The following is a 16,243-nucleotide window of genomic DNA, read 5'->3' on the forward strand; positions in this document are numbered from 1 at the left end:
AGTCGGCAACTTTAAACTGGCCGAGGCCTCTTGCAGATGACGAGATCGACCTCCCAATGGCCCGCCTGCTTTCGATCGGCGGCCGAGGTCGGCCGGTCGTGGATCGAACGGCGGTCCTTGATGGCGTCGCGGGACGGGCGTGCCTTCATTGGGCGGCGGGTTCTTCGCCGACGCAGCAGATAGCGCCAGAGTTCGGCGGCCTTCTGGGACGGACGGTAGACGAAGGCGTAGATCGTCTCGGTGACGAGCGAGCGCAACTTCGGCTCCGCGCCGTTCTTCAGCCAGCCCGCGATCTGTTCGGGAGACCAGCCTTCGGAAAGGCGATCGATGACGAAACGAGACAGGCGTTCGTCGCCTTCCAGAGCAGCCTCGCGCTGGCGCCGTTCAAGATGGGCCCCGTCGGCGTGGTGGGGCGAGTAACCGCCGCCGGCAAGACAGTTGCGCCTCAGCTCACCGCCGATGGTATACGGTGCTCGCCCGAGCGCCTCGGCGATGGCGTTTGTGGAATGGCCCGCAGCCTGGAGGATAGCGATCTGCTCCCTTTCAGCCGAAGACAGGTGGGAATACGATGACACTGCAACACTCCCAAAGGTCTGGACAACCAAGCCGAGCTTAACTCGGCCCGGGGGTGTTGCACCTCGCTCTGGAACTCACCGGATGAGGTCCCCACGGAGGACGCCTTTTTAAGGGGCGTGCTGAGAGCCCTTGGCGTCCCTGACCCTATGCCGGGCTTCTTCATTGCTTTGTCCTTGCCGCGAAATGTTTGAGAAGCGGCATGGCACATGGAGGGGCGTGGGCGTCGGGGAGTTCGAGCGGATGAAAAGCAGATTGCCCGTATTCAGCCGGTGGTAGGTGCTTGCAAAATTCGGCGAGCGAAGTTCAACCTGCTGTCCACCTCGCGAAGTTCTTCCTCGAGCCGTCTTATGCGACTCTGGGCGGTTTCAATTTTGCTGAGGATGAAGTCGCGCTCCTTCGCCAGTGCCGCCATTTCAGGGTGGGCATGAATCCCCGGCGGCGGTGTCTTACTCTTTGCTCTTTGAACTGAAGCTGGTGGCAATGCCGCCTTTTCGACAGCGACAGGTTGTCTCCCTTTCAGCTTCCTCGACCGCTTTTCATAAAGCTTCGAAAACTCGGGGTGCGTTTTTGCCCAAGTGAACGAATCGCCGGACAATGCCACGACCTGCAGGGCAGCTTCGCGAATCTGTTTGGGAGGGTTCGGGGCCGAAGCACCGGTCAAGTGAGCGCTGATGATACTGGACACGTAACCGCGCCAGAGGATTTTCTCATCGACCTTTGGCTTTTGCCTTGCATTGTTCGCGCTTGACCCGCTCGGGCTGCGAGAAGTTTGGCCCGACGTAGACCGAGGGGGTGGGTCGGATGTCCTGGCGTCGTTGGAGAACCACCCGAAGCCGGGACGGATAATGGTGCTACCCCCTAGATATCCACCACGCCCCATCGGCTCCTCCATGGAAACAAACACTAGGATGCCTTCGATCTTTGAAAGATGCCAACGGTTTCTGAATCCTAATCGAATGGCGAGCCTCGCGCTGGAATCCACCTCCTCCAGGGCGGCGTTTGCTTTTCCACCGCCCCGTGCAAGCACTGTGGAAGCAAGAGGAGCCGAAGTCCTTCACGCCGCTTCGTAATTCTGTGCCTGCGATATCCGTTGCTTCCAGTGCCGCTCGATCGGGATCATCCCATTGATACCGGCCGGGATCCCGCTGCCGAAGGCGAGCTCTCGAACATCGACCGCGACGACCTCCAGTATCGGCCGCTCTTCGGTCATGAGCACGAACTCGGTGATCTTCCCAGGCGGGCAATCCCCGGACGCCGGGTAGACGAGCGCGAGTCGCTTGCAGCGGTAGCGACTGGCGTAGGCGTTCATCTGATAAGCGTCACCACTCGAAACGCCCGAGTTCGGCTCGCCGAGATCGAGGCGCTTCCATTTTGCATCGAGGATGGCGAGGCTCTCGTCTCCGCTTTGAACGGTGATGTCAGGCCGCAGCTGGAAGCCCGACGTGGCGAGGTTTTTCACAGGCCCCTGTAGTCCGACAGAGAGGCGACCACCCCCGTGCATCTGACAGGCGTGTCGGATGCGCAGTCCGAGCACCGTCTCGAAGAGCTTTTCCATGTTTAACAGCAGCGCCGAACCAGCTGCGTCGCCGGTGCGAACATCCGGATAGAGGCCTGACAGCAGCCAGCGGGCTTGCGCAAATACTGTCTCCCAATGTCGGATGGTGCGATCAAGGCGGAGCACGTCAATGTCGCGAGCCCTGATCCTGCAATCGGTCACCTCGTCAAAGCGATGAAGGAACGCCGCCACCATCGCCCGAGTCCTCGGGCTCAGTGCGAACCCCAGAAGGACCCGGAGTACGGCCTTCAGCGCTTGATTGTATGGGTTGTCGATACTGCGTTCGTCGAAGCGACAGAGCAGATGAGAACGGTCAAACGCGTTCGTGCGCAGGTGCTCGGTCAGCTCGAGACGTCCGCGGATGGCGTTGAGGTTCGCCGCCCTCTCCGAGTATTGGGCGATGGCCCCGCCTCGGAGCGCGGACTTCACCTCGCTGCAGAAATCCTCGATGAAGACGTCCAGGAGGTGGCTGTGCTGTTGCCCGAGGCCGGCATCGCCCATTCGCTTCGACCCAAGCTCTCCAGCGCGCGCAAGCATGGTCACCAGAAGACCCCGCATGTCTTCGCTGCTATCGCTGCCATGGTCGATCTTGGGAAGTATCTCGATCGCCAGCTGCTCGGTTTGTAAGACCCCACAGAAAGGCCCGAACTTCAGCGCGCGGTGGCCCCATACGAGAGCCCCTGGGGGTAGTCGTCCGGCAAGCTTCGCAATACCTTCTGCCTCTAGCTCGCTAATCTCGCCGGCCGGGCCAATGGTGACGCCCTCCCTCTCTCGGAATGTCAGGCGTTTCATTCCGGTGGCTCGTAGATCTTGCGGATCGCGTCCCGGGTAATGTCGTCTTCCCGAATGATTTCGAACGCCTCACCGTCCCCGATCTCGGCCGGGTCCGCCTTGGGAAAGAGCACAGCGGCACTCTGCGTCCGCGCCCGAACTAATTGCAGCTCCTTCTCCACGGCCTGGTCGGCGAGGACGTATCGGATCTGACGCCAGTCATCATAGAACGCCTCTTGCAGGAAGGGCAGTATCTCCCTGGCAAAGACACGGCGTAGCTCGTCGAACGACTTCACGTGGTAGAAGTAGCTGTGGCCGAGGGTTTGGTCGCGATGCAGCAGGCGGGACAGACGGGCATTCATGGCTTGCAGAAGTTGACGCAGGTCGATCGCGTTACCCTCGCCGTCGTCGATCGATTCAAGCAGTTCTGGCTTCGGCGTGAGTTCCTCGAACCGGAACCGGCGCCGTAAGGCACTGTCGAGCAGAGCAATCGAGCGGTCCGCGGTGTTCATGGTGCCGATCACGTCGACATTCGCGGACACGCCAAAACGCTGACCTGAGTATGGGAGTGTCGTTTCCAAGCCCTTGCAGCTCGCCAAACGGTGTCCCGAGGCGTCAGTGCGGATCCGCTTGTCCACCTCGACCAGCGTGATCAGCTCCCCGAAGACCTTGGCAACGTTTCCGCGATTGATCTCGTCGATGAAGAGGGCAAACCGCTTGTCCGGTGCGCGTCGGGCTCGATCGCAAAGCCGCTTCAGCACCCCCGGCCGCACCTCGTAGGTGACGGTGCCGTTCTCCGTCACAGGGCGAATTCCCTCGACGAAGTCCTCGTACGCGTAGCTCTGATGAAACGTTACGAACTCGAAGCGATCTCCGGCCTCGTCCTGGTATCGCGGCAGATAGTCGTTCTTCAGGCGATACGTTTTGCCGGTACCCGGAGGGCCGTAGAGAATGAGGTTCAGGGGCGGCGCGAGTTTCTTTGGAGACGCGTCTCCAGTTCCGGCGTCGTCTCCCGGCGTAGTAGCGCCCGATACGATAGGTGGCACCGCCTTCCATAGGCGCTCCAGGGTCCGGGCTGCCTTTGCCTTGATCTCGATCCCGGAAGACTGCGGGTTCCATTCCTGGCCGGGTTCGCGGCTCTGCAGCTCTTCCAGAGGGACGATCTCGTCGGTCGTAGCATCGCGGACGGAGTCGAATGCCACGTCAACGAAACGCGTCGTTTCGCCGGTTTCGGCGCGCGCCTGTTCCCAGTGCTCCGCTTCGTAGGGCGCGCGCGTGATCTTTCCGACTGCCACGACGCCTTTCGGAGGACTGCCGGTCCGGATCAGAAAGACACGGTCACCCTCGCGCGGCTTGCTCGAGCTGCAGCGCCAACGCTTGTCGGCCTTCTCCCCGCTGATCGTCGTGGCGCGGTCGGCCGCGAGTGTGTCCCAGGTCCATCTGGTCGGGTTCCAGCTGAGGAGCCAGTTCTTTGTTTGATTCTTCCACTGGGACTCAAACTCTTCCTGGTAGAAATCGATGTCCGCGCCATGCTCGTCCTCAAGTCGGCGGCGCAACTCTAGCAAGGCTCGGTCGATCTCGACAGTGCTCCACTTTCGGATCTCCTTCTCCGGCGTGTCTCCGAATCCAGCGAGGATCAAGCGCTTGTCACCCTCGGAACTGATCCGCTCAAATGTGTCGGGAAACAGCAGGTGCGGCAGGATGTGGATCAGCTGTCTGTGCCGCGCGTCCGAGAGACCACTCAGCCAGCCAGAGAATGCCCACGGGCCCGAAGCGATCTCATCGCGGTCGGAGACATCGCGAGTCTTGAAATCGCGCATGGCGCCGATGAGGAAGACCAGCTCGCGCCAACGGTGCGTGTTGTAAGCCGTTCCGGCGGAGCCGATGCCCTCAAGGACAGCGTCTGCCAGAAGTGGGTGAGCCGCATTCAGATCCTCGCCTGACCACGACCAGATCTCGAGCACGTTCTCACGTTTCTTGGCGGCACCGACGTTCGATGGGAAGAGCAGCGTAAGCCACAGGCTCTCGGCCATCAGCTGGCGGCAATCAGGGGAGCCCTCCGAAAGCTGCACCTTCAATTTCGAGAGGAAATCACCTTCACCGGCGTCGAGATTCTTTACGAAGTTCTGATCGAGCTCCCCTAGCAAGGTGTTCGTCCAAAGGCTTCCGCCGTCCGACAACGCCGATCCGTCTGCGAGAAAGCAGTTCTCCTTCCAAGTCGAAGCAGCCTCGTAGATCGGAGCGACGTGGTGATTTGGATTGAATCGAGACAAATTCCCACTTTCCTGATTTTACAGTTCCAGCCTCTCGCACCATTATTCCCGCATCACCTTTTCCCGGGTGTGGGCGCAATAGCTGCAAAGATCGGGGTAATCGGGGTTGTATTCATTCACGTGATGTCTGTGCTGCAGCGGCCGCATTCTCTACCTACGGTTTCCTTGCAGGCAAAGCAGACGCTGCCCTCGCCATTCTCTACATAGGCCTCAGCACCGCATTCGGGGCAGGAAGCAACCGGGACGACTCCCCATCTTTCATGGCATAATTTGCGTCATTCCCATAGCTGGCTTCGACCACCATTTCGGCGAGCTGTTGCTGATCGAACTCCTCCCCGCATTGAAAGCACTTCTCAAAGGTCGATTCTGAATCGCCATTGTCACGATCAGCTTGGCCAATCAGGGACGATCCGCAGTTGCTGCAAGCCATGCGATCCAGTCAACTGATGTATCCTGGCCAAATCAGGCGTTCGATGCTGGCGATGCAGTTCTTCTGAAGGCACGGTGCCGAGGCATCTCGGATCGTCGTGCGGATGCTCTTGCCCCGCACGACGCCTCTCAGGCCCATCTCCCGCATCAGCCGCGAAACGGTGCATCGAGCCACGTCGAAGCCCTCGCGCTTCATCTGTCGCCAGACCTTTCTGACGCCGTAGACGCCGAAGTTCTCGTTGAATACGCGGCGCACCTCGACGCGCAGGACATCGTCCCGCTTTGCCCGCGCCGGCAGCAAAGAGGGCTCGGCCTGGCGAGCGGCATGCTTGTGGTAGGTTGACGGGGCGATCGGCAGAACCCGGCAGATCGGCTCGACCCCGTAGTCGTCACGGTTCTCGTCGATGAACGCCATCATCGTCTGAACGGGCGGTCGAGCTCGGCCATCGCAAAATACGCGCTGGCCTTGCGAAGGATCTCGTTGGCCTGACGAAGCTCGCGCACCTCACGTTCCAGCGACTTAATCCTGCCGCACCCAGTTGCGAAGCGTCTCGCCCGAGCAGCCGATCTTCGCTGCGATAGATTGGATCGCGGCCCATTGCGAGCCGTGATCCTCTCGGTGATCCAAAACCATTCGAACCGCGCGGGCGCGGACCTCGGGTCTAAACGGCGAAATTCTCTTCTTCGTCATGGCTCCAGTCTCTCAAGAGGTGGAGCCTCCGACAAACCCGGAGCGGTTCAATCGCCTCTTTCAGTGCTCCTACCGGCTCTTGCAGATGGTAATGTTCAAGGCCCGGACCCGACCGGGTCTGCCACTCAAGAAGGGGCACTGTCGGGGCCGATCACGCCGCCGGCAGTGCGGCGTGAGGCGAGGCGGCCGGAAGTTCGGTCAAAGCCAAATCCCGTCCACGCATTGAGCATGCTCCTGCATCACCAACGCGTCGCATCCGGGCGGTGGCGGCGCGGTGAAGATGCGGACCGCGTCGCCGGGGCGGACCTCTCCGCTGACGGCAGCTCCGCCGCGACGCGGCCGATCAGCGTGTAGCCGGCACCTTCTTCGGCAGGATGGGAAGGCGAATCGTCAAGAACGAATTTTCGTAGTTCGCGGCAATCTGAAGCTGCTCAAGCCGCGATCGCCGTGACCATAAAGTGACCATGGCGGCAGGCGCGTCGTGTGGATGATCGGGAAATATAGCAGTTTCAGATATTTATTTGGTGATCCCGACTGGATTTGAACCAGTGACCCTCAGATTAGGAATCTGATGCTCTATCCTGCTGAGCTACGGGACCACGCGGGGGCACCATAAGCGAAAGCGGCGGCCGCCGCCAAGCCTTGTCGGCGAGGGCGGGTGCTTGCCGGGCGGCGATGCGGCAGGCCGCCGCAGTCCGCGCCGGCGTTCAGCGCACCGCCGGGTCGGCCTGGGCGATGAGGATCGCGGCGCCCTCGCGCACGCTGACGGTGATCGGCCCGGCCGCCTCGTTGGACTGGGTCAGGATCGAGTGGAACGGCAGCGCGACATCGTCGAGCGGCCATTTCGCGCCGGCGATGGTGAGGCCGGCAAGGTCGGAGAATTTCAGGATCGAGAACTGCGTGCCGGCGCCAAGGTCGAAGCGGCGCGGCGCCGGGGACAGCGGCCAGGCATATTCGCTGCCGTCGAAGCACTCCACCGCGATGCCGGCAGCGGCGAGCCGGAGGACGAGCACCAGATGCGCGAAGGCATGGTCGCTGCGCGGGCCGCCGAGGGCGCCGACGAGCAGCAGCCGGGTCGCGCCGCGGGCGAGCGCCGCGTCGACCGCAAGCTCCCCGTCGGTGCGGTCCTTGTCGACCGCGAAGGTCTGCCGCGGCAGGCCGGCAAAGGCCGCCGGCGGTTCGGCGGGGCTGGAATCGAAGTCGCCGACCCAGAGCTCCGGCGTCACCCCGAGCGGCAGCGCATGGCGCAGCCCGTCATCGGCGGCGATGACGCGGGCGCCGGACAGCGCGGCGCGGAGCGCCGGCGTCGGTTCGATGCGGCCGGCGAGGAGGATGGCAAAGCGCGACATGCGCCAGCCCTACAGCAAGGCGCGGCGCGCCGGAATCGCTTTTCGCCGGCGGCCGGTCGCCGGTGGTGCTCGCCACGCTCGGCTCCGGGACCACAGGGCCACGGCGGGGCGCATCCGGCGCCCCTTGCCGGAATCCGGCGCAGGGCGTAAGCCGGATCGGCTCACACGGGGTGCCTTCGGGCTGAGAGGCGTCACGCCAACCCGTCGAACCTGATCCGGATTATGCCGGCGGAGGGATTGCGGGCGTCGGCGGGTTCCCGCCGCAGCTGCGCGACCACCCCGCCTCGGGAGGCCCCGCATGCACCATTCTCTTCGCCGCTCGCGTCTCCTGGCCGCCCCGCTCGTCGCGGCCGGCCTCGCCACCTTCGTGCTCCCCGGCACCGCGTCGGCGCAGGCGGAAAAGCCGGTGCTCACCGTCTACACCTATGAGAGCTTCACGCCCGAATGGGGCCCCGGCCCGAAGATCGAGACGGCGTTCGAGGCGGTCTGCGGCTGCGACCTGCAGTTCGTCGGGCTCGACGACGGGGTGGCGATCCTCAACCGGCTGAAGCTCGAGGGCGCGTCGAGCGACGCCGACATCGCGCTCGGCCTCACCTCGGACCTGATCCCGGAGGCCAAGGCGACCGGCCTGTTCGCCGAGAGCGGCGTCGACCTGTCGGCGCTGTCGGTGCCGACGGGCTTTGCCGATCCGGTCTTCGTGCCCTTCGACTATTCCTATCTCGCCTTCGTCTACGACACCGAGACGATCACCGATCCGCCCGCCAGCCTCGACGAACTGGTCAATGGCGACCCGGAGCAGAAGATCGTCATCGAGGACGCCCGCACCTCGACGCCGGGGCTCGGCCTGCTGCTGTGGATGAAATCGGTCTATGGCGACGCGGCGAAGGAGAAATGGGCGCTGCTGTCGAAGCGCATCCTCACGGTGACGCCCGGCTGGAGCGAGGCCTATGGCCTGTTCACCAATGGCGAGGTGCCGATCGTCCTCAGCTACACGACCTCGCCCGCCTATCACATGATCGAGGAGGGCACGGAGCGCTACCAGGCCGCCGCCTTCTCGGACGGGCACTACCTGCAGATCGAGGTGGCGGCGATGCTCGCCAATGCCGACCAGCCGGAGCTGGCGCGACGCTTCCTCGCCTTCATGCTGACGCCGGCGTTCCAGTCGATCATCCCGACCACCAACTGGTCGCTGCCGGTGATCGACGGGATCGATCTGCCGACGGAATTCGGCCGGCTCGTCGAGGTGACGACACCGGTCTTCGTCGATCCGGAGACGGTGGCGGCCAACCGGCGCGCCTGGACGCAGGAATGGCTGGAAGCGCTCGGCCGCTGAGGCCGCCCGCCGTGGCCGGGGCCGCCGGGGACGCCGCGTGACCGGCGCCGCCGACCGCCGGCTGCGGGCAGGGCTCGGCCTCGCCGCCGCCGGGCTGCTCGCCGCCTATCTCGGCGGCGGCTTCGTGGTGCTGTTCCTCGCCACCGATGCCGCGCCCGGCCTCGGCGCGCTGGTCGGCGATTCCTATCTGCGCGGCGTGGTGCTGTTCACGCTGGAACAGGCGCTGCTGTCGACGCTGCTGGCGGTCGCCGGCGCCGTGCCGCTGGCGGTGGCGCTGCACCGGGCGCGGTTTCCGGGCCGGGCCCTGGTGCTGCGGCTGTTCCTGCTGCCGCAGGCGCTGCCGGTGCTGGTCGGGGCGCTGGCGATCATCACCATCTGGGGGCGCAACGGCGTCCTCTCCGGCGGGCTCGCCGCGCTCGGCCTGCCGCGGCTCGATCTCTACGGCCTGCCGGGAATCCTCCTCGCGCATGTCTTCTTCAACCTGCCGCTCGCCGCCCGGCTGATGGTCGCGGCGCTCGACCGGGTGCCGGCGGAAAGCTGGAAGCTTGCCGGACAGTTGGGGCTGACGCCGCTCGCCACCTTCCGGCTGATCGAGTGGCCGGCGATCCGCGGCATGCTGCCGGCCGCCGCGAGCCTTGTCGTGATGCTCTGCGTCACCAGCTTCACCCTCGTCCTGGTGCTCGGCGGCGGGCCCGGCGCGACGACGCTGGAGGTCGCGATCTACCAGGCGCTGCGCTATGATTTCGACCCAGGCCGCGCCATCGCCCTGTCGCTGCTGCAGATCGGCCTGACCGCGGCGATCCTGGCGCTGGCGACCCGGCTCGGCGGCGACGCCGTCGCCGGCTTCGGCCTCGGCGGACGGGCGCTTCGCCATGACCGCGGCAGCCTCGCCGCGACGCTCGGCCTCTCCGCCGTCCTCGTCCTCGGCATCGCCTTCGTGCTGTCGCCCTTCGCCGCCGTCCTGGTGCGCGGGCTCGCCGCCGATCTCGGCGCGCTGCTGGCCGACGCGGCGGTCCGGCGGGCCGCCGTCACCAGCCTGGTCGTCGCCTTCGCCGCCGCCAGCCTCGCGCTGGTCCTCTCCGGCCTGGTCGTGCTGGCGATCGAGGCGCTCGCCGGCAAGCGCCCGCGCGCGGCGCGGCGGCTGGAACTCGCCGCCAGCCTCGTCCTCGTCATTCCGCCGGTCGTCGTCGGGGCCGGCTGGTTCCTGGCGCTCCGCCAGGTGACGGACGTCTTCGCCGCCGCGCCCTATATTGTCGTCGCCACCAACGCGGGGATGGCGGTGCCGTTCGCGGTACGCATCCTCGCCCCAGCGCTGGCTTCCGCAAACGCCGAGAGCGGGCGCCTCGCCGACAGTCTCGGGCTTGCCGGCCTCGCGCGGCTTCGCTACGTCGACGGACCGGCGATGCGGGCGCCGCTCGGCCTCGCCTTCGCCTTCGCCCTGGCGATCTCGCTGGGCGACCTCGGCGCCGTCGCGCTGTTCGGCAACCAGGATTTCGTCACCCTGCCGTATCTCCTCCTGCAGCGAATGGGCAGCTACCGCACCGACGACGCCGCGGGCCTCGCGCTCATCCTCGGCGTCCTCTGCCTCGGCCTGATGCTCGTCGCCGAGCGCGGCCTCGCCGGCGCGCCGCGGCCGTCGCCCCGATGAGCGCGCCTCCGGCCCTCGCCCTCCAGGGCATCCGCTTCGCCTACGAGGCGATGGCCATGCGGTTCGACCTCGCCGTCGAGGCCGGGGAGTGGCTGGCGCTGATCGGGCCGAGCGGGGCCGGCAAGTCGACGCTGCTGGACATCGCCGCGGGCTTTGCCGAGCCCGATGCCGGGCGTGTGCTGATGGGAGGTGCCGACGTCACCGCCCGGCCGCCCTCGGAGCGGCCGCTGAGCATCCTGTTCCAGGACAACAATCTGTTTCCGCATCTCGACGTCTTCCGCAACGTCGCGCTCGGCATCGCCCCCGGCCTGCGCGTCTCGCGGGCCGACCGGGTCCGGGTGGCGGCGGCGCTCGACGCGGTCGGCCTCGCCGGCTTCGAGACGCGCCGGCCGGCGGAGATGTCCGGCGGCGAACGCCAGCGCGTGGCACTGGCGCGGGCGTTCCTGCGCGACCGGCCGCTGCTGCTGCTCGACGAGCCCTTCGCGGCGCTGGGTCCGGCCCTGCGCCGCGACATGCTGGATCTGCTACAGCGGTTGCGCGCCGAGCGGCAGGGCGGGCCGACGACGGTCGTGATGGTCACCCACCATCCCGAGGACGCCGTCGGCCACGCCGATCGGGTGGCGTTCATGGAAGCCGGGGAGATCATCGCGGTGGGGCCGACCCGGGCCGTCCTGACGGGGCAGGGCGACCCGCGCGTCGCCGCCTATCTCGGCACCGCAAAACCCGTCCCGTGACGCAATTCCGGCGAAATTCCCTGTCATCCCAAAGCGATCCACGAGGGGCTTCGTCGAATCATTTTACGGTGCGTGTTGCGGATCGTCCCTACCGCACTGCGAAGCGATTCGGATAAGGCTGATAACCGGGCCGCGGAAGATGATCTTCCGCGGCCATTCGGCGGGGGCGGCGTATCGCAGCGATGGAAATGACGTCCAAGGCCCGCGCCGTGACACGATGGGCGCGCGCGGCACTCGCCAGCACGGCTCTGCTCACGCTTCTGACCGCCGGTGCCTGCACGACGCTCGAAGACGGGCTCGATCTGGCGAGCCCGGTCGACGGCACCGTGCGCTCGGGCTATGTCGCGACGCGCCAGCCGATCACCTTCGAGAACGTCCAGGCCTCCGATCCGCAGTCGTCGATCGGCCGCTCGCAGCATCCGAAGATCCTCGCCGCCTATGGCGGTGCCTATTCCGACCCGAAGCTGGAACGGATGCTGGCGACGATCATCGGCCGACTGCAGGCCGAGACCGCCGATCCCAATCGCGCCTACCGGATCACCATCCTCAACTCGCCGAACATCAACGCCTTCGCGCTGCCGGGCGGCTATGTCTACGTCACCCGCGGCCTGCTGGCGCTCGCCAACGATTCCGCCGAGGTCGCCGCGGTGATCGGCCACGAGATGGGCCATGTGACGGCCAATCACGGCATCGAGCGCCAGCAGCGCGAGCAGGCGGCCGAGATCGCCAGCCGCGTCGTCAGCGAAGTGCTGGCCAGCGAACCGGCCGGCCAGATCGCCCTGGCGCGCGGCCGGCTGAGTCTGGCGCAGTTCTCCCGCCAGCAGGAACTCCAGGCAGACGTTATCGGGATCAAGCACATCGCGCGTGCCGGCTACGACCCGTTCGCCGCGGCCCGGTTCCTGAAGGCGATGGATTCCTTCTCGCAGTTCCGCAACGCCTTCCAGGCGGGCAGCGCCGATCTCGACTTCCTTGCCTCCCACCCCTCGGCGCCGCAGCGCATCCAACTGGCCGAGCGCCACGCGCGCGAGGCCGAGGTCGCGGAAGGCGAGGGGGCGACCGAGCGCGACCGCTATCTCAACGGCATCGACGGCATGCTGTTCGGCGACTCCGCCGCCGAAGGCTACGTGCGCGAGAACCGGTTCTACCACCCCGGGCTCAGCATCACCTTCGCCGCGCCGGAAGGCTTCGTCATCGACAATACCGCCGAGGCGGTGCTGGCCACCGGACCCAACGACATGGCGCTGCGCTTCGACGGCGTTGCGCTGCCGACGACGACCAGCCTCGTCGACTACGTCAAGAGCGGCTGGATCGGCGGGCTCGATCCCGCCAGCATCCGCCAGCGCCGCATCGGCACGCTGGACGCCGTCTCGGCCCGGGCGAAGGGCGGCGAATACGCCTTCGACGTCACGGTGGTGCGGGTCGGCGGGCAGGTCTACCGGTTCCTCACCGCCGTGCCGGCGCGGGAAGCCGGGTCGGTCGGCGCCATCGCCGAACGGGTCGCCAATTCCTTCCGGGTGCTGAGCCCGGCCGAGAAGGCGTCGCTGAAGCCGCTGCGCGTGCGGATCGTCACCGCCGGCGCGGGCGACACCGCCACCTCGATGGCAAGCCGCATGGTTGGCGTCGATCGCAAGACCGACATGTTCCGCCTGCTCAACGACCTCGGCGGCAGCGACACGGTCCGCCCCGGCGCGCGCTATAAGATCGTCGCGGAGTAGCACCGAGGCTATCCCGCCGCGTCGCAGGCGGGTTCGGCTATCCAGATAATTCCAGGCAAACGACAGGCCGCACGCGGCGGCCTGTCGTTGTTCGGTCTGGGCTTGGAGATCAGCTGACGTAGGCAGCCTGGTCGGCGTTGGTCTCGAGCAGGGCGGCCTTCAGCTTTTCCAGCGCCCGCGTCTCGATCTGCCGGACGCGTTCCTTGGAAATGCCGAGCTTGGTGCCCAGCGCCTCGAGCGTCGCGCCGTCATCCTGCAGCCGGCGCTCGCGGATGATCTTCAGCTCGCGCTCGGAGAGGACGTCGAGGGCGCTGGTCAGCCAGGTAACGCGGCGCTCGTCGTCGATCGAGGTGGAGACCATCTCGTCGGGCAGCGGATCCTTGGCGACCAGGAAGTCCTGACGGTCGGCGCTGCCGGATTCGTCGTCGATGAGCGGGGCGTTGAGCGAGGAGTCGGGGCCGGAAAGCCGGGAGTCCATCAGCGCGACGTCACCCTCGGAAACCTTGAGGGCAGTCGCGATCTCGCGGTACATCGCCGTGCCGGAAAGGCTGTCGGCGCCCTGGCTGAGCCGGGCCCGCAGGCGGCGTAGATTGAAGAACAGCGCCTTCTGCGCCGAGGACGTGCCGCCGCGCACGATCGACCAGTTGCGAAGGATGTAGTCCTGGATCGAGGCGCGGATCCACCACGTCGCATAGGTAGAGAAGCGGACTTCGCGTTCCGGCTCGAAGCGGGCCGCGGCCTCCAGCAGGCCGACGTGACCTTCCTGGATCAGGTCGTTCATCGCGAGGCCGAAATGGCGGAACTTCGAAGCCATGGAAATGACGAGGCGCATGTGCGCCTGGGTAATCTTGTGAAGCGCTTCTTGGTCGCGGTTTTCTTTCCAGCGAACGGCGAGCTCGTATTCCTCCTCACGCTGGAGATAGGGAGCTGCCATGGCCGCGCGGATCATGGTGCGGCGAGCGGACTGGGACTTCATAGACTACCCTCCGGTCTAACGTCTCAGGCTAAACGGCCTATCGTGCGAAGCCGCATGGCCGCGCACCCGGTAGAGGGGTAATGCGGCGCGCACGCTAACGTTCCCGGAAGGGAAAACTTTTTGGCGGAAGGTAGGGGAGCGACCCGGAATGGCAAGTGTGCGTCTGTACAGGACTGCCGGGATGCGCGGATCGTAGCACCGCCCCCGCCAAACCGGAAGACACCCGTAACGAGAAAGACCGGCGGACCCTTTCGGATCGCCGGTCTTTCTGGAGGGTCGCCGCCGCGGTCCGCGGCGCGCGTTGGCAAGCAGCGCTGGCGTCAGGCCGCCTTTTCCTGCTCCGCCTCGGTCGTGTCGGTCGTGTCGGTCGTGTCGGCCGTCTCGGCCTCGCCCGGCTCTTCCGTCTCGGCGGCGGCTTCGGCCTCGCCCTCGGCGGTCTTCGGCGTCCGCTTCGGGCCCTTGTTGAGGTTGACCTCGATCAGCTGCACCGCTTCGGTCTCGGACACTTCGTTGACCGCGGCGAGCTCGCGCGCCATCCGCCCGAGCGCGGCTTCGTAGAGCTGGCGCTCGGAGTAGGACTGCTCCGGCTGGCTCTCGGCCCGGTAGAGGTCGCGGACCACCTCGGCGATCTGGATCAGGTCGCCGGAATTGATCTTGGCGTCGTATTCCTGGGCCCGGCGGCTCCACATCGTCTTCTTGACGCGGGCGCGGCCCTGCACGACCTTCAGGGCGCGCTCGACGAAGTCGGTCTCAGAGAGCTTGCGCATGCCAACAGCCTCGGCCTTGGCGACCGGCACCTTCAGGCGCATCTTGTCCTTCTCGAAGTCGATGACGAACAGCTCGAGCGTCATGCCCGCCACTTCCTGGTCCTCGATCGCGACGATCTGGCCAACGCCGTGAGCGGGATAGACGATGCTCTCGCCAGTCCGGAAACCGTGACGGTTGGATGCCTTCTTCTGACTGCTCATACGCTTTTTCTAACTCCCTGTTGTGCCCGGCCGCGACAGCCGCTAGACACGGGTGGACGACGCGGGGTCGCCGATTTGAAGGGGCCCGCCGTGAGGCGCGCTGCAGTCGGTGGTCGGATCCGCGTGGACGTCTACCATCGACCCGCCGGGAGCGTTCGGTCCTTTGACGGACCGTTCTGTCGCCGAGGGTGAGGGAGCGTCCTTTCGGAAATAACCGCGAGCGCCATCCTGACGTGGCAAACAGACCACAGCGCCCGACTGTCCGATGGATACTACACCCTCCTGACGAAAAATTCAAGTTTTTTGGGCGTTTCCGCGCTGTCGGTGCACTGCGGCATTGCCTGCGACCTGCCGGCATCGGCGCGGGGCGATTCGCCGGCGCCCGAAGCGGCACGGCGGGGCGCCGCGCCGGGTCTTCGCGAGCCGCCGGGCTCGGCGGTCAGTCCGCCGAGGCCGGTTGCCGGTCCATCGAGACCGGCAAGCGCATGTGCAGATAGTTCAGGTCGAAGTCGCCGGCGCGCGCCAGCGCCGACCAGTTCTTGATGGTCAGGCGGGAACGCTCCCGGTCCAGCAGACCCTCCTGCTTGAACTCCTGCAGGACGCGGTTGACGGTGACCACCGTCAGGCCCAGCGCGTCCGCCAGCTCGTGCTGGGTCAGCGGAAGGTGCAGCACGTCGCCCGGCGCCAGCCCGACCGCGCGCAGCCGCACCGCGAGTTCGCAGAGAAGATGGGCGGTCCGGCTCTTGCCGGTGCGCCGGCCGAGCCCGACGATCCACTCCCGGAACATCGCGCCGTCGATCAGCGTCTCTAGCCACAGCGCCGCGGCGACGCGCTGGCGCGACATGCAGAGGTCCCAGATCGCGCTGTGCGGAACGAAGCCGATGCGCGACCGCGTGGTCGACGCGAAGCTGTGGTCCATCCGGTGGATGTGCAGGCTGTGCAGGTCCGGAATGTCGCCCGGGACGTGAAACGCGATGATCTGCCGCTTGCCGTCGCGGATGTCGCGATACCGGCAGGTGAAGCCCTCCACCAGCACGCAGCACTGGTTCACCTCCTCGCCCTCGCGGACGATGTCGACATCGGCCTCGACGTCCTTCGTCGTCACCGGCAGCTTCATGATTGCCGCGCGATCGTCGTCGTCGAGTTCGGCGACCAGATCGAGACGCCGGACCAGCGCCCTGCGAGCATCATCCGTCACGATTTCCCCTTCCGAAGTTCCATGGTT

General features: G+C 66.0%; 12 protein-coding genes, 1 tRNA gene, 1 pseudogene, 1 riboswitch and 1 other annotated feature. Of the genes and pseudogenes, 4 read left to right on the top strand and 10 right to left on the bottom strand.

Annotated elements, in window-relative coordinates:
- Window positions 1-11: 11 nt before the first annotated feature.
- The 7 genes and pseudogenes from LXB15_RS01485 to LXB15_RS01515 all read right to left on the bottom strand — a co-directional run bounded on the left by LXB15_RS01485 (window position 12) and on the right by LXB15_RS01515 (window position 7,644).
- Window positions 12-575, bottom strand: a complete 564-nt coding sequence (locus LXB15_RS01485; protein ID WP_233950533.1) for an IS30 family transposase — start codon at window positions 573-575, stop codon at window positions 12-14.
- Between the two features lie 263 nt (window positions 576-838).
- Window positions 839-1,261, bottom strand: coding sequence for a hypothetical protein (locus LXB15_RS01490; protein WP_233950534.1), 423 nt, complete (start codon window positions 1,259-1,261; stop codon window positions 839-841).
- A 369-nt stretch (window positions 1,262-1,630) separates the two neighbouring features.
- The gene (locus LXB15_RS01495; RefSeq protein ID WP_233950535.1) at window positions 1,631-2,923 is read right to left on the bottom strand and encodes an McrC family protein; all 1,293 of its coding nucleotides are present in this window, start codon (window positions 2,921-2,923) and stop codon (window positions 1,631-1,633) included.
- The gene (locus tag LXB15_RS01500) at window positions 2,920-5,175 is read right to left on the bottom strand and encodes an McrB family protein (protein ID WP_233950536.1); all 2,256 of its coding nucleotides are present in this window, start codon (window positions 5,173-5,175) and stop codon (window positions 2,920-2,922) included. The genes LXB15_RS01495 and LXB15_RS01500 overlap by 4 nt, the downstream gene beginning before the upstream one ends.
- Before the next feature lie 499 nt (window positions 5,176-5,674).
- Window positions 5,675-6,295 (bottom strand): annotated as a pseudogene (locus LXB15_RS01505) (IS3 family transposase); the annotation flags it as partial.
- Window positions 5,948-6,064: a sequence feature (AL1L pseudoknot), on the bottom strand. Its footprint overlaps the pseudogene before it by 117 nt.
- Before the next feature lie 522 nt (window positions 6,296-6,817).
- Window positions 6,818-6,894, bottom strand: a tRNA-Arg gene (locus LXB15_RS01510).
- A gap of 108 nt (window positions 6,895-7,002) precedes the next feature.
- Window positions 7,003-7,644, bottom strand: coding sequence for a thiamine diphosphokinase (locus tag LXB15_RS01515; RefSeq protein ID WP_233950537.1), 642 nt, complete (start codon window positions 7,642-7,644; stop codon window positions 7,003-7,005).
- Between the two features lie 156 nt (window positions 7,645-7,800).
- Window positions 7,801-7,899, top strand: a riboswitch (TPP riboswitch).
- Window positions 7,900-7,942: 43 nt separating this feature from the next.
- Here LXB15_RS01515 and thiB point away from each other — a divergent pair.
- The 4 genes from thiB to LXB15_RS01535 all read left to right on the top strand — a co-directional run bounded on the left by thiB (window position 7,943) and on the right by LXB15_RS01535 (window position 13,074).
- Window positions 7,943-8,977, top strand: coding sequence for a thiamine ABC transporter substrate binding subunit (gene thiB / locus LXB15_RS01520; protein WP_233950538.1), 1,035 nt, complete (start codon window positions 7,943-7,945; stop codon window positions 8,975-8,977).
- 37 nt (window positions 8,978-9,014) lie between these two features.
- A complete protein-coding gene (locus LXB15_RS01525) occupies window positions 9,015-10,625 on the top strand; it encodes a thiamine/thiamine pyrophosphate ABC transporter permease ThiP (protein ID WP_233950539.1) in 1,611 nt (536 codons plus the stop codon).
- On the top strand, window positions 10,622-11,359 hold the full coding sequence (gene thiQ / locus LXB15_RS01530; protein ID WP_233950540.1) for a thiamine ABC transporter ATP-binding protein: 738 nt from the start codon (window positions 10,622-10,624) through the stop codon (window positions 11,357-11,359). Before LXB15_RS01525 ends, thiQ begins: the two co-directional genes overlap by 4 nt.
- 188 nt (window positions 11,360-11,547) lie before the next feature.
- Window positions 11,548-13,074: a M48 family metalloprotease gene (locus LXB15_RS01535; RefSeq protein ID WP_233950541.1), complete on the top strand. Its 1,527-nt coding sequence runs from the start codon at window positions 11,548-11,550 to the stop codon at window positions 13,072-13,074.
- A gap of 109 nt (window positions 13,075-13,183) precedes the next feature.
- Here the strand turns inward: LXB15_RS01535 and LXB15_RS01540 are convergent, their stop codons facing one another.
- The 3 genes from LXB15_RS01540 to LXB15_RS01550 all read right to left on the bottom strand — a co-directional run bounded on the left by LXB15_RS01540 (window position 13,184) and on the right by LXB15_RS01550 (window position 16,216).
- Window positions 13,184-14,050 (bottom strand): RNA polymerase factor sigma-32, encoded by an 867-nt coding sequence (locus LXB15_RS01540; RefSeq protein WP_233950542.1) that lies wholly within the window; start codon window positions 14,048-14,050, stop codon window positions 13,184-13,186.
- 320 nt (window positions 14,051-14,370) lie between these two features.
- Entirely contained in the window at window positions 14,371-15,018 is a 648-nt protein-coding gene (locus tag LXB15_RS01545; RefSeq protein WP_233950543.1) for a CarD family transcriptional regulator, read from the bottom strand.
- Between the two features lie 439 nt (window positions 15,019-15,457).
- A complete protein-coding gene (locus LXB15_RS01550) occupies window positions 15,458-16,216 on the bottom strand; it encodes a Crp/Fnr family transcriptional regulator (protein ID WP_233950544.1) in 759 nt (252 codons plus the stop codon).
- Window positions 16,217-16,243 lie beyond the last annotated feature (27 nt).

The sequence above is a fragment of the Aurantimonas sp. HBX-1 genome, assembly GCF_021391535.1.
In the GTDB taxonomy this organism is placed as follows: Bacteria; Pseudomonadota; Alphaproteobacteria; order Rhizobiales; family Rhizobiaceae; genus Aurantimonas.

What these genes read in the sequence shown, in the direction of transcription:
- LXB15_RS01495 (WP_233950535.1), bottom strand. Translation starts at nt 2,923, where the DNA reads ATGAAACGCCTGACATTCCGAGAGAGGGAGGGCGTCACCATTGGCCCG.
- LXB15_RS01515 (WP_233950537.1), bottom strand. Translation starts at nt 7,644, where the DNA reads ATGTCGCGCTTTGCCATCCTCCTCGCCGGCCGCATCGAACCGACGCCG.
- thiB (WP_233950538.1), top strand. Translation starts at nt 7,943, where the DNA reads ATGCACCATTCTCTTCGCCGCTCGCGTCTCCTGGCCGCCCCGCTCGTC.
- thiQ (WP_233950540.1), top strand. Translation starts at nt 10,622, where the DNA reads ATGAGCGCGCCTCCGGCCCTCGCCCTCCAGGGCATCCGCTTCGCCTAC.
- LXB15_RS01535 (WP_233950541.1), top strand. Translation starts at nt 11,548, where the DNA reads ATGACGTCCAAGGCCCGCGCCGTGACACGATGGGCGCGCGCGGCACTC.
- LXB15_RS01540 (WP_233950542.1), bottom strand. Translation starts at nt 14,050, where the DNA reads ATGAAGTCCCAGTCCGCTCGCCGCACCATGATCCGCGCGGCCATGGCA.
- LXB15_RS01545 (WP_233950543.1), bottom strand. Translation starts at nt 15,018, where the DNA reads ATGAGCAGTCAGAAGAAGGCATCCAACCGTCACGGTTTCCGGACTGGC.